Raw genomic sequence first — 13183 nt, 5'->3', positions numbered from 1 at the left:
AGCATCTCGGCGATCGCTTCGGAACGGTTTTCCGGCTTCGCCGTCATTGCGCGGATCGCCGTCGCAGTATAGCGCCCTTGCGAAATGTAGATCGTCATATTGCTCTCCCGTCCAACGTGCTTCGGGCGCCTCGCTCATCGTGACAGACCAAAGCAGTCATAGCAATTCGGATACCTCTGCAGCCGATCGGCGTAGAAACTCAGCCACTGCTTCGGGGCGATCAATATCTATTGGACACGATCACGGGCCAAATCTGGCAACTCACAAAATTCGGCAATGCGCCTCAAGTTGCGCACCCCATAAAAGGGGAATTTCAATTATCGTGCGGATCGAGAGTTTTGCCTGATTTCAAAGGACAACTAATTCGCTGGAAAATACCCGGAAAATCGAATTATCGCGCCGAAGCCAATGCGACTGCTTACCCGGCGCTTACCCAGCTTTGGACCGAAACTCGCGAAATTCCAGAAGTGCTTGAAATCATTGGCGCTCCCTAGGGGAATCGAACCCCTGTTTCAGCCTTGAGAGGGCCAAATAATGAGTCCTTCTCCGTTCGCCATCGTCCGCCGACGTTCAATGATTTCAATAGGTTGAATGCCCATAATCCGGTATTGTTCGCCGACATACACTGACTTATATTCAATGGATATTCGACGTAAAACCGGCGAACGCTATGTCGAAGACACTCACCGAGGCTCAAGTTACGACGGCTAAAGCGCGCTCCAGGCTCGAGCTTGGCGTGCATTGGCGTCGCCTCGATGCGGAAGCGCATCTGGGCTATCGCAAAGGAAGACAGAGCGGCATTTGGCTTGTCCGCTGGCGTAATCACTACGAAGGCGGCAACTACAAGCAGGCGCAAGTCGGCGTCGCCAACGACATCAATGACAAGCCCGCCGACGGGATTCTGACCTTCGAACAGGCCGTGGGAACAGCACGGGAGGCCGTAGCTCGAGCCAGAACAGAAGCCGCGTCGCAGGCGGCGGGCCCGGCTCCCACCGTGCGATCGGCCGTTGAATCCTACGTTAAGGAACGGGACGCTCGAGAAAAGCGCCGAACAGGTCGTGACGTCCGATCCGACGCCGGCACCAAACTGCGGCGCTACGTTCTTGGTCAAGAAAAGCGCGGCAATCAGGAAGCTGCTGAAGCTGCTGCTCTTGCATCGGTGTATCTGCATGCCTTGAAAGAGGACGACTTGATAACGTGGCGGGAGAGTTTGCCGGAGGACTTAAAGGTCACGACCAAGCAGCGGTTTGTGAATGACCTCAAGGCCGCACTAAACGCCGCGTGGCCGCGGCTGTCGGCAGATCGGAAGAAACTAAACCCGACGTTCCTCGCCATTGTGAAGGCCGGCTTCAAAGCCGAGCGGATCGATGATGATGATGATGGGTCGGTTGCTCGGGATAACCAGATTCTCACAGATGAGGAGGTTGGCGCCGCCCTTCAAGCTGCGTGTGAAGTCGATCAGGAGCAAGGATTTGATGGCGATCTATATCGGATCGTCGTATGTCTGGCCGCGACCGGCGCGCGGTATGCACAGGTCAGGCGAATGCGCGTGGGTGACGTACAAGGTTCTGCACGGCGTCTGATGGTGCCCGGTTCCTACAAGGGGCGCGGGGGTAATAGCGGCTCAGTCCCGGTCCCAGTGGGTGACGATGTAATTGCGGTGCTTTTACCCGCAATCGCCGGGCGGCCAAGCGATGCACCTCTTTTTGAGCGATGGATTCATGACAGGAGCCGAGGGGTATCGCCTGGAAAAAGTCTGAACGGGGTCCGTGGAAAAGAGCCGAACTTGCACGTCCTTGGAAGGCCATTCGCGAGCGCGCCGGTATGCCGAAGGTCATTCCCTATGCTTTGCGGCACTCGAGCATAGTGCGAGGTCTCCGAAAGGGCTTGCCCATCCAACAGGTCGCCAAACTGCACAACACCTCAGTTAAAATGATCGAGCGGCACTACGCGAAATACATTGCGACCGCCTTGGAAGACCTCGCAAGGGCGGCAGTCGTGTCCCTGGTGCCGCGGAGTAATGGAAACGTGGTGCCGATGGGAAAACGCGCGTAAGGGATCATCCTTCGGTCTTGATCGAATTCATTCGTCTGATGGCGCCGGTAGCCGTTACCTCCGTGCCGAGAGTCCTTTCGACGCGCGGTCGAGAAGGGATATCGACCAAGGAGGAGGCTATAGGCATCAACCCCGATCGGCGCAGATCAGTAGGTTCAAATCGCGGACACGCAACCACCGATACCGACATTCGCTTCAAGTCGCGATTTGAAACGTCCGGAGGATTTCATCGCGAAATCCGTCCTCCAATCCCACGCCCAGAACGGTGACTAGGGGTAACATCGCGGAACTAGCCGCGACAGCCTTTGTCGCGCTGCTCATTGTTTTGCTGTCGGTTCGAACGATCGGATACAGAGCAGAACAGTGCGGTGGCGGAGAGAGTGTCAGTCAACTCCCATTGAAAGATAAAGCATTTTTGACCTTCTTAGACCAAAACCCACCAATTGAGCTACGGCCGAAAACTGGCGTTTCGCCTCCAATCTTTTCATGGAATCCGTCGTGGCTCATCCAGATAATGGCCAAACCCTTCAATTTCCTTCAGCGGGGCCGCTCTTTACGCGTCCGGTCACCTTTCGGAGTTTGTCGCCGCTGCTGAGGTTACGCGACAGGTAGCGTGCGGTTCGCCGGCCGTCGGCGAACCGCAGTTGATGATGGAGAGGCCCTCGCTCACCTATTGCGGCAGCGGCTTGCCGGCCTGCTCGTTGACGATGTATTCGGCGTACCAGTCGGGCCAGTTCACGTCGTGCTCGCCGGTCCGCTTCTCATGCTCGCCGTGCGCAGCCGCCGCGCGGCGGAGCGTGGCCGCAAGATCCGCCACTGATGCGAAGGTCGTGTCCCCTTCCACGCGGCCGGGAAAGCGTGCGGTGATCTCCTGCAGCAGCCAGCCGTTGCCGTCGGGATCGCTGAACGAGGCCAGGGAGAAGTAGCTGCGACGTTCCGGATCCGGGCCGCTGACCCGAACGCTTCCGAACAGGTGGGGCTCGTCGGCGCCGGTGTGCACGTCGCCGCCGTGAAACACTTCGCTGACCTTCACACCGCGGCCGAGCAGCTCCTTGCGTGCCGCCTCGATGTCGGAGACGACCAGGTACAGCCCCTTGGCCGATCCCGGCGCCGCCGCGGTAACATTGGTGCCGAAGATGACCGACGCACCGGAGCCCGGCGGCGTGAACTGGATCACGCGGAAGCCGTCAGGGAAGGCGAAGTCGGCGTCAAGCCGCCAGCCGAGGCTGGCGTAGAACTGCTTCGAACGCTCAACGTCGGACACGGGGAGGACGACAATTTCGAGCTTCATGTCGGTCGTCCGCACCTTCGCGGGATCAATTGCAACTGTCATGGTTCTCTCCTTGATGAAGACGTATTTCACGCGCGCCTCAGTGGGCCCCGGCGCGCACGTGATTTGAGCCGGCCGCTTCCGAACCGAAGACGACCGGGGGACCAAACTGCACGAGCATGAGAAGAACGATTGTCGCGAGCGCGACGAGAGCGAACAGGTTGCGCATCGTCTTCATCCTGCAGTTCTGTTCCGGCTCATCGCGATCAGGCCTGCTTCGCGACGTCCAGGATCGCGTCCGCGAACGCGCGCGGCGCTTCCTGCGGTAGGTTGTGTCCGATGCCGCCTGTGATGGTCCGGTGCGAATACCTGCCGGTGAATTTTTTGGCGTAGACAGCGGGGTCCGGATGCGGGGCGCCGTTGGCGTCGCCTTCCATAGTGATGGTCGGCACGCCGATGGTTGGTCCCTGGGCCAGCCGCTTTTCCAGCTCGTCGTATTGCGGCTCGCCTTCGGCCACCGCAAGCCGCCAGCGGTAGTTATGGATCACGATCGCGACGTGATCGGGATTGTCGAAGGCGTACGCGCTGCGTTCGAACGTCGCGTCGTCGAAATTCCACCTCGGCGAGCCGAGCTGCCAGATGAGCTTCGAGAACTCGCGACGATATTGCTCGTAGCCGGCGCGACCGCGCTCGGTGGCGAAGTAGAACTGATACCACCACTCCAGTTCGGCCTTTGGCGTCAGCGGCTTCATGCCGGCCTGCTGGTTGCCGATCAGATAGCCGCTCACCGAGACCATGGCGCTGATGCGCTCCGGCCAGAGCGCCGCCAAGATGTTGGCGGTGCGCGCGCCCCAGTCGAAGCCGGCGACCAGCGCCTTGTCGATCCTGAGCGCGTCCATGAGCGCGATCATGTCGACGGCGAGCGCCGAAGGCTGGCCGTTGCGGAAGGTTGCATCCGAGAGGAAGCGCGTGGATCCGTAACCCCGTAGATACGGCACGATCACGCGGTGGCCCGCGGCTGCCAGCACGGGCACGACTTCGGCGAAGGCGTCGATGTCGTAGGGCCAGCCGTGCAGAAGGATGACGACCGGGCCGTTCGCGGGACCGCTTTCCGCATAACCGACATTCAGAAGCCCGGCATCGATCTGCTTCAGCGGCTGCAGGGATGCGCGCGTCGCGGATTTCGCCGCGCTCGCCGCGCCGGCCGAACTCGTCTGCGCTGCCGCGGCACCGGTCAAACCAAGCTTCGCCGCTGCGAGAATCGCGGCAGCGCTAAGGAAATGGCGGCGACCATAGTTGATCTCGTCTGTCATTTCCTTGCTCCCGTTTGAGGCGCGTCTGCCGAGCGCCACGGTCAACGTAACGAGCTTCGATATGCTCGCATCCTGCGCCTGAACGAGGCTTCTAGCGCGTTAAGTGTTGTTAGACGTTGTCAGCCTCGCGGAAGGTTGTGGCCGAACGCACGCCCCAACACCGTTTAACAACACGTAACGGGCGGCCTGCGGGCTTTTGCGCCAATGTGTTTCCTAGCCACCAGGCGGATTACTCGTCCCATGCAGGGTCGACGCCGCTTCAACGAAGCAAGGGAGAGCACGATGCATACGTCGCATACGTCGCAAAATTTCGATGTCGTCGACCAGGATCGGCGCCGGCTCCTGAGCACCGCCACCATGGGTATCGCTGTCACCGCGGCAGCTGGCCTATTTCCTGCGGGTCTCGCCTCAGCGTCCGACAATGCCGCAATCCGCCCGTTCCGCGTCAACGTACCGGAAGCGAAGCTCGTCGATCTGCGCCGGCGCATCGCGGCGACCCAGTGGCCTGAACAGGAAACCGTCTCCGACAACTCCCAGGGCGTGCGGCTGGCCACCATGCGGCAGCTCGCGCACTACTGGCAGAACAGCTACAATTGGCGCAAGGTCGAAGCGCGTCTTAACGCTCTGCCGCAGTTCATCACCGAGATCGATGGGCTCGACATCCATTTCATTCACGTCCGTTCCAAGCACGCGAATGCGCTGCCGCTCATCGTGACGCACGGATGGCCCGGCTCCGTCATCGAGCAGCTGAAGATCGTCGATCCGCTGACCAATCCCACGGCTCACGGCGGCAGCGCATCGGATGCCTTCCATCTCGTGATTCCGTCGATCCCGGGCTACGGCTTTTCGGGCAAGCCCGCCAAGACCGGTTGGGACCCTGTCCATATCGCGCGCGCCTGGGTCACACTGATGAAGCGCCTTGGTTACACACGATTTGCGGCGCAAGGCGGCGACTGGGGAGACGCCGTTTCGGAGCAGATGGCCCTGCTTGGCGCTCCGGAACTGCTCGGCATTCACACCAACATGCCGGCGACCGTTCCTGCCGACGTCTCGAAGGCGCTCCGCCTCGGTGGCCCGGTGCCGTCCGGCCTCACCGCCGAAGAAAGGCACGCGTACGACCAGCTCGACTTCTTCTACAAGCATGGCGTTGGCTACGCGATCGAGATGGGGAATCGCCCCCAGACACTTTACGCGATCGCGGATTCGCCCATCGGCCTGGCGGCCTGGTTCCTCGATCACGACGCGCGCAGCTACGAGCTCATCGCGCGCGTGTTCGACGGCAAGGTCGAAGGTCTTACGCGCGACGACATTCTCGACAACATCACGCTGTATTGGGTGACGAATACGGGGGTTTCGTCCGCTCGTCTCTTCTGGGAGAGCAAGCTGGCGTTTTTCGATGTCAAGAACGTCCCGATCCCGGTTGCCGTGAGCGTCTTTCCGGATGAGATCTACGCAGCTCCGCGGAGCTGGGCAGAGCGCGCGTTCCCCAAGCTCATTCACTACAACAAGCTCGACAAGGGCGGCCACTTCGCCGCCTGGGAACAACCGGAACTCTTCACCGCCGAAGTTCGCGCTGCGTTCCGAACGCTGCGCCAGGCCTCCTGACCAAATGGGCGCCGCCCATCCGCCGCGTCAGAGGCCGATCGAGACTTACCCCGAGGGGTCATCGAGGTCACTTGCCGCCGCGGGTCTCGGGCTGCGCAGAAGGCACCACTTAAGGCTCCGGCTTGACAGGGATTTTGCCGCCGATCGCAACGCCCAACAGCGCGTAACAACATCTAGCGGGTCATCTGCCGGTTTTGCGCGAATGTCGGAGGGCAACCAAGGAGGCAGCATGAGCCGCCCAGAAATATTTCCCACCCAGCGCGTCCGACTCGGATACGTCAACCGCTCCCTTCCGGACGCGGAGCTCGACATCCTCGTCGATGCGCTGGCGATGCGGATCGCCTCTTTCGAAAAGCCGACGATTGCGGACACGAAGCGGTTGGTCAACGCGGCAAGCCTGCCGTCCGACGCGGACATCGCACCGGAGTGGGACGCCTTCATCGCCTCGCTTGGACGTCCCGCCACTCAGGCCAGGATCAAGGCGCTGATGGCGCGTGGCTTCCATCGCCCCAGCGATGCCGAGAACCGTGTCGGACACTACTTCGGCCAGCTCGGCAGCTGAAGGCTTCGCCAGACACGCGAGCACGCAATGTCCGCTCATCCGCAAGATCACAGGGAGACTCTCATGGCCTTCACCATCAAAGTCAACGGCACCGCCCGCAGTGTCGATGTCGATGGCGACACGCCGCTGCTCTGGGTCCTGCGCGACGAGGCGCCGGCAATCGAGGTTCACATCGTGAAGAGCTTAGGACCGCCGGGCGGAATGGGCGAAACCGGGACATCGGCGATTGTGCCAGCGATCAGCAACGCGATCTTCGCCGCCACCGGTAAACGCCTGCGCAAGATGCCGGTCGATAGCGGCCTGCTCAAACAACCAACGTGGGCACCGAGAGGTATCAAATGATTCCGCTGCTAGCAGACGCCATCGACGCACATGGTGGCCTAACCCGCTGGAACGCTCACCGTGGCCTCAGCGCAATCATCGTGAGTGACGGCGAGCTTTGGGCATTAAAGGGTGTAAGTCAGGATCAAAGCCCCCGAACGATGCGGGTCGACCTTCATCGACAATGGGCCTCTGTTGAGCCGTTCGGGAAGGGCCAGCGTACCGACTTTACCCCTGAGCGTATCGCCATCGAGGCGGACGGAGGGCGGGTCGTCGCAGAGCGACGGCTTCCGCGTGCGTCATTTGCGAGACACGACATGCGGACAAGTTGGGATCCGCTGCATCGTGCCTATTTCAACGGGTACGCTCTCTGGACTTACCTGACCACCCCGTTTCTTCTTGCTATGGACGGGTTTGAAGTCCGCGAGATCGAACCATGGAGTGAGGGAACGGAGATGTGGAGGGGCCTAAGAGCCACCTTCCCTGCGGCGATCGCGAGCCACAGCACCGAGCAGGATTTCTACTTCGGTCCGGACATGCTCATCCGTCGGCACGACTACAGGGTGGAGATCGCTGGAAACTTCCCAGCCGCCCAGTACATCTCCGATCCGGTCAGTGTGGATGGAATCAAGATTCCGACAAAGCGGCGAGCCTATCTGCGCGACGACGACCTGACACCACTGCTTGATGCGCCAATGGTTACCATCGACCTCACTGACTTTCGCTTCAGCTGAGGAATAGCACCAATCCGGGCGGCTATGCCGAAGCCGCCTCGTCCAGCAGGCGCCGAGCAGCCTTCAGGTCGGCAGTCGAGAAGCCTTCGGAGAATCGCGCATAGGTCTCGGCCAAACTGTCCAGTGGCCTTTCTCTGCCTTGCTCGCGTCGAAGTCGCGCAAGAGATATCTCTGCCCGCAGCCGCCAGGAAAACGCTCCCTGCCGTTCGGCCAGTGCGATCGATGTCGCTAGGCTCGCCTCTGCGCCATCATTGTCTCCGCTGCGTGCTTCGAGTTCACCACGCAGACGCAGAAGCTCGGGCATCTCGAAGACGTCGCCTTCCACCGCCACGCGTGCGATCGCCTCGCGCAAGACATTCAGTCCTTCGGGCAGCTGACCCAATTCGGCTAATCCCACGGACAGCTCCGCGGTAAATGCGGATGCATAGAGCTCATAACGGTCCGCATGAAGGCGTGGAAGCGCCGTTCGCAACAGTTCGACTCCGGACTTCACTTCTCCTCGGGCGATCAGCGCCTGCGCGCGAAAGCCAGCGGCAACGGCTTCATAAGATGCCAATCCGTGCATGCCGGCATGAGCGGTCAAGCGACTCGTCAATGATTCAACGGTGGACCAGTCACCAACCCATCCAAAGACTGACGCAGCCCAGCAAAGCGCAATGCAATGCATCACAGCGTCTCGTGGAGCTGCTGCGCCCGTGAGTGGACGTGCACATTCGACCGCTTGGTCGGGAAGGCCCAGGAGCCACAAGGTACGCGCGAGCGGGATCTGGGGGGTTTGGGAATAGGCAAAATGGCCGGGCTGCATCTGACGGAGGGCAACTTCGCCTGACAGAGCTTCCTCCAGGTAGCGGTAGGCGGTCGGTTGGTTCCCGATAAGGTGGTAAGAACAGCCGATCAGACCTTTGGCTCCTGCGATCCCAGCTGTATCGCCTATAGCTCGTGCAACTCTTTCAGCGTCAAGCGCAATCGGAACTAGTCGTCGATACTCGCCGGTTCGGCAATAGAACATATTCAGACGCGCCAGCAGCCTAAACTGATTGAAGTGGTCCCCCAACGTCTCTGCGATGACAAAGCCACGCTGTAGTGCAGCCTCTGCTAGTTCGCTGTTTCGCTCCGTAAACATGAATGCATGGCCGAGCGCAGATTGCAGCTCAAGCTCCCATCTGCTGCCGCGGTTTGTGTCATCCAATAATTCGAGCGCTCGGCTTGCCCATAGGCGGGCCTCGCTCAACAGATTGAGCTCTACGAACAGTCGGGAGCAGGCCCCCGTCAGGGAAACGCGCAGTTCAGCACCAGCGCTTTCTGAGTAAGCCCAGTTCAGGGCTGCTCGAGCATCGCCAAGCAACTCGCCACGTTGGTGCGAAGCAGACGCTTGATCGTTATCGCTCGATTCGACCATGGTCCTCTCGAGGACATCCTGAACGTATCGCGCGTGTCGGCGAGCTATTCCGTTCGCTTCACCGTTATCGGTGAGCTTTTTCATCGCGTATGCTCTGGTGGTATCCAACAATCGGTACCGGGTCGAGGAGCCTTTCGGCCTTACCGAAACCAGCGACTTGGCGACAAGCTGCTCCAGAATCTCGATCACTTGAATGGTCGACTCGTTTTCTTCGCCTGCGACTGCGACGGCGTCTTGCAGACTGAACGGTCCAGCGAAGACCGCGAGACGCCGAAGAACAACCCTCTCGCTTTCGGTAATGAGACTGTAGCTCCAGTCCAGGGTCGCACCGAGGGTGTGGTGCCGTGGCGGCGCTGTACGTCGTCCACGCCATTCCAGTTTCAACCGACCATCAAGCAGTGCTGCGATCTCCTGCAGTCCGTGTGCATTCACGCGCACAGCAGCGAGCTCGATAGCTAGAGCGATGCCGTCGAGCTTATGGCAAATCTCGACAAGGACCTCAGTGTCATCTTCAGTGATACCGGCACGATAACCGGCAGCGGCGGCGCGTTCTGTAAACAGACGTGCTGCAGGGTAGCTTAGCACTTGATCAATGCTCAGCCTGACTCCGACCGGTGGAACCGGGAGTGGCACGAGCTCGAAAATCTGCTCTCCCTCCACCAGCAAGGATTCGCGGCTGGTCGCAAGGATGCTGATCCCAGGAGCCTCTTGATAAATAGTTTCCGTTAGCTTGGCGACAGCCTCAATCACGTGTTCGCAATTGTCGAAGACGAGAAGCAAACGCCGTTCGCGCAAAAAATTAATGATGCTTGTTGTCGGATCGGCATGATGCACGATCAGGCCCAACGCCCAGGCGACGGTGCCGGGGACGAGCGTCGAGTCTTTCAGAGTCCCGAGATCAAGAAAGCGTACCTCACCGGCGAAAGCCGTCCACATGTCGTGGGCTAGAGCGATTGCGACGGTGGTCTTGCCAATCCCACCGGGACCTCGCAGCGTAATGAATCGCTCGCTGGCTAATCGACCGGACAAGTCTTCCAGTACGTCCTCTCGTCCGATCATCCGAGCCAGCCGATGAGGCAGCGCAACAGGCGTCGTTTTCTCTAGCATACTCGTTGCAGCGGTCCGAACCGTGCGTTGCACGGGCGCAACAAAACAATAACCGCGGCTCGGCACGTTCGCGACATAGCGAGCGCCCGCTTTGCCGTCGCCGAGTGCCTTGCGAAGTTCGGCGATATGAACGCGAAGGCTCGTGTCGTCGACAATGAGACCAGGCCACGCGTGCGCCATGAGCTCGTCCTTCCGGACCACTTCACCGGCGCGACTAACCAGAAGCCGCAGAATATCCATAGCCCGGCTTCCCAACTTAACTGGCACGCCGTCCCTTTCGAGAAGTCGCGTTTTGTCGTGAAGGCAAAACGGCCCGAAGTTGACGGCGTCTGGCTCTTGAGGCACGTCTGTACTCTTCGTGCGAGGACCGCTCGATGCTTCAGGCCCGCGACCACCCAGATCAGCGCCTGACAGGCGACGGTTAGCGCGGCGATGGCGATCGCCGGTTCTGTTAAACGGCCTACCGCGAACCATCAGGCACCTTGCAACACCGTTGTCACGAGGCTTGCGACCGAGGAGCAGCGCTTCGTCCGCACTGCACTGATTGTATCGAAGGAAGGGAGCTTTGGGAACTAGAGTGGCCGTGCCATTGCGACAGATTGAAGCCCCACCCCTTCGAGCCTGGCGCAATTTTGGATTGTCATAACCCGGGCTACATCGTTCGGCTTGCCAGCAGCGGCGCCGCGGCGATGCCGCAAGACATCATAACCGTGGCCACGTGGACGAGGAGCACGCAGAACGCGTCATGAGATTTCATAGAGTACCGCTGCGTTTAGCGCGCAGCGGTCGCGAGAACGTTATCTCGATGGCCCGCGTTACGAGGGGGCACCCGGCTTTGCGGCCAGTCGACTTGAGCTTTACGACGGCGGAAATCCCGGGTCGAAGATTGTCCAAGCCTGCTTGGATAAAATAGGTCGGAGAATACAGGTGGCTTTGTCCGCCTCATTTTTACGCTCAGTGTGAGTGTTGTGGTTGCTCATTTTAGGCCTGCACTCTAGCGGAACTACTCTCGTACGTGAAGCTGGCGCGCATGCGCGGCGCAGATCTGGTTACGGAACCGCCGCGCGAGGACCAGGATGATCGCCAGGGCGATCATGTTCACGAGCTGTGTAACCATGAACACGGCATCGCCGATGGTGATCGAATGACCGAGAAAGAGCGCTGACGCCAAGGCTCATAGCGCGTAGGCGCGCTCGCTGATTCCGGCGGAGCAATGCTCAGTCCAGAGGTGCCAGATCTGAGGGGCGTAGGCGCCGATGACAAGCCCAGTCCCAATATAGCCGATGACGGACAGCAAGTTTTCCATACCCTTCGCACTCGTTGCTGGACTAACGAATGAAGCGTTCCTCGCGTCGCCCGGAAGCATGGGCGGGATCGGCCGCACGACAACCATCGCCCGGAACCGCGCCTTCAGCACTGACCAAGGCCATCCAAATGTGGCTCACTGTCGGGTGGCAATCGCGCGTCGGGTGGCGGGCGCGACTCGTAGACATGCTGCGCGGCTGGGAAGCCACCCACGACGTCAACGCTGTAGTCATGTCGCCGAAGCATCAGATCTTCACCGAAGAAAAAGTCCTGAAGCTCGCTGTGAGTCGCGAGACTCACAGGAAAGCGCGCCCGGAGCCTTCGCCAGACCTCCCCGTCCCTCCGCAAAGGGTTCGACCTCGTGGACCTCCACGCCGGGCATTGTCAGCAAGAACGGAGTAGTTAGATAAGTCCACAGCGCATACCCATTGAAGCAAGCGCGATGGAGCGGATCCCGCGGCGTGGTCTGCTGAAAGGAATCACGAGGGTGCAGTCGTTCGGCGACGATCGTACCGTCCGTCCTCTCGATCGCGATGCGCTCCGGCGTGAACACAGTACGTTGATCGGGCGCACCGAAGGGTTGTACCGACGACCTCTCGTCATGCAGCCACACCTTCATCGTTCGCGGCATCGGATCTTGGACAAGAGATTTCATGCCCCAAAAGGCGCCGCCGGTAACGATCGTCGCCTGCACCGTGATCAGCGCCTTCCACCGCGCGAGCCCGCCATCGGCAATAGTGACGTCCTCGAACAATTTGTCTATCGGCGTTGGAATGGGACCCGTTATCGGCATCCAAAAGGGCCTCTGACGCATTTGGTGCAGCTGAGGTTCAGATTGCGCCGATGAGGCGCGCCTGAAGCATGTCGATTTTCGCGCGTCCGTACATCTGACGTTTCACAAGCTTGAGCTTGGTGATCTGGCCTTCGGTCTGACCGTTCAACCATGGCAGGGCGATAGCGGCACGCACCGCTGCAATGTCTTTCACGATCCCGCTAACGAAAGAAGCAATGAGGCTATCGCGACTCCGGTCGATCCATTGATCCAAGTCGGCCACATCCTTGCGTCGGATCATCACGTGGAACGCGGCAATCATTTCTCTGGTCTTTACCAACGCAGGGATGCCGCCCTCGATCGCCGCGACCATAACGGTCTCGGCTTTTGACAAAGTGTTTCGTCCCGTCGTCATCAATCGCGCAACGATCCTGGCAGACGGAACGCACTGAACGAGTTCCAGCCCGCGCCGCTGCCAGTGAGTCTCGTGTATGCATCCAACCGCTTCATGCCAATCAAGCTGCGCGCCCTTCTGGATTTCGCCGCCCCGCGACTGAAAAGCCGGCTATCCGGACGCGAGGGCCCGTCGCCGGTCTGACGAAGTGTTCGAAAGCCCGCCAAGAAAACCCTCAGCGCCAGGGAATCGTGCTCGACCAAGGACAATAGCGACCGATAGCCCTGAGCCGTTCATGCGCGCGCAGAGAACGCGCAAAGTGCCTTGGCGCTGACCCTGTCGCTGA

Annotated in this window: 11 protein-coding genes and 3 pseudogenes; 6 read left to right on the top strand and 8 right to left on the bottom strand. The window is 60.2% G+C overall.

What is annotated here, in order from left to right; genetic code table 11:
• The first annotated feature begins 230 nt into the window (after nucleotides 1-230).
• Entirely contained in the window at nucleotides 231-494 is a 264-nt protein-coding gene (locus AC0QUY_RS27970) for a hypothetical protein (protein WP_475389421.1), read from the top strand.
• Nucleotides 495-670: 176 nt separating this feature from the next.
• Nucleotides 671-2055: pseudogene (locus tag AC0QUY_RS27965) on the top strand (tyrosine-type recombinase/integrase).
• Nucleotides 2056-2725: 670 nt separating this feature from the next.
• On the opposite strand, the gene AC0QUY_RS27960 reads toward AC0QUY_RS27965, so the two are convergent.
• The 3 genes from AC0QUY_RS27960 to AC0QUY_RS27950 are packed head-to-tail and all read right to left on the bottom strand — an operon-like array spanning nucleotide 2726 to nucleotide 4638.
• Nucleotides 2726-3388: a VOC family protein gene (locus AC0QUY_RS27960; RefSeq protein WP_475389419.1), complete on the bottom strand. Its 663-nt coding sequence runs from the start codon at nucleotides 3386-3388 to the stop codon at nucleotides 2726-2728.
• A gap of 37 nt (nucleotides 3389-3425) precedes the next feature.
• Entirely contained in the window at nucleotides 3426-3554 is a 129-nt protein-coding gene (locus tag AC0QUY_RS27955; RefSeq protein ID WP_475389417.1) for a hypothetical protein, read from the bottom strand.
• A 37-nt stretch (nucleotides 3555-3591) separates the two neighbouring features.
• Nucleotides 3592-4638 carry an alpha/beta fold hydrolase gene (locus AC0QUY_RS27950; RefSeq protein ID WP_475389416.1) on the bottom strand — a complete coding sequence of 349 codons (1047 nt, stop codon included), beginning with the start codon at nucleotides 4636-4638 and terminating at the stop codon, nucleotides 3592-3594.
• A 282-nt stretch (nucleotides 4639-4920) separates the two neighbouring features.
• Between AC0QUY_RS27950 and AC0QUY_RS27945 the strand changes: the two genes are divergently transcribed.
• From AC0QUY_RS27945 to AC0QUY_RS27930, 4 genes and pseudogenes are all read left to right on the top strand, one after another.
• Nucleotides 4921-6243, top strand: a complete 1323-nt coding sequence (locus AC0QUY_RS27945; RefSeq protein WP_475389414.1) for an epoxide hydrolase family protein — start codon at nucleotides 4921-4923, stop codon at nucleotides 6241-6243.
• Nucleotides 6244-6508: 265 nt separating this feature from the next.
• Nucleotides 6509-6805 (top strand): annotated as a pseudogene (locus AC0QUY_RS27940) (enoyl-CoA hydratase/isomerase family protein); the annotation flags it as partial.
• 63 nt (nucleotides 6806-6868) lie between these two features.
• Nucleotides 6869-7147: a hypothetical protein gene (locus tag AC0QUY_RS27935; protein ID WP_475389413.1), complete on the top strand. Its 279-nt coding sequence runs from the start codon at nucleotides 6869-6871 to the stop codon at nucleotides 7145-7147.
• Nucleotides 7144-7860: a hypothetical protein gene (locus tag AC0QUY_RS27930; RefSeq protein ID WP_475389412.1), complete on the top strand. Its 717-nt coding sequence runs from the start codon at nucleotides 7144-7146 to the stop codon at nucleotides 7858-7860. The genes AC0QUY_RS27935 and AC0QUY_RS27930 overlap by 4 nt, the downstream gene beginning before the upstream one ends.
• Nucleotides 7861-7882: 22 nt before the next feature.
• Here the strand turns inward: AC0QUY_RS27930 and AC0QUY_RS27925 are convergent, their stop codons facing one another.
• The 5 genes and pseudogenes from AC0QUY_RS27925 to AC0QUY_RS27905 all read right to left on the bottom strand — a co-directional run.
• On the bottom strand, nucleotides 7883-10711 hold the full coding sequence (locus AC0QUY_RS27925; RefSeq protein WP_475389411.1) for an ATP-binding protein: 2829 nt from the start codon (nucleotides 10709-10711) through the stop codon (nucleotides 7883-7885).
• A gap of 658 nt (nucleotides 10712-11369) precedes the next feature.
• Nucleotides 11370-11537, bottom strand: a complete 168-nt coding sequence (locus AC0QUY_RS27920) for a hypothetical protein (RefSeq protein WP_475389409.1) — start codon at nucleotides 11535-11537, stop codon at nucleotides 11370-11372.
• Nucleotides 11538-11540: 3 nt separating this feature from the next.
• Nucleotides 11541-11672, bottom strand: a complete 132-nt coding sequence (locus AC0QUY_RS27915; RefSeq protein WP_475389407.1) for a PQ-loop domain-containing transporter — start codon at nucleotides 11670-11672, stop codon at nucleotides 11541-11543.
• Between the two features lie 252 nt (nucleotides 11673-11924).
• The gene (locus AC0QUY_RS27910) at nucleotides 11925-12425 is read right to left on the bottom strand and encodes a hypothetical protein (protein WP_475389406.1); all 501 of its coding nucleotides are present in this window, start codon (nucleotides 12423-12425) and stop codon (nucleotides 11925-11927) included.
• 76 nt (nucleotides 12426-12501) lie between these two features.
• Nucleotides 12502-12888, bottom strand: a pseudogene (locus AC0QUY_RS27905) (ISL3 family transposase); the annotation flags it as partial.
• Between the last annotated feature and the right edge of the window lie 295 nt (nucleotides 12889-13183).

Source organism: Bradyrhizobium sp. WYCCWR15520, from assembly GCF_056174665.1.
Note: the sequence above shows the minus strand (reverse complement) of the source record. Positions and strands in the feature narration are given on the sequence as shown.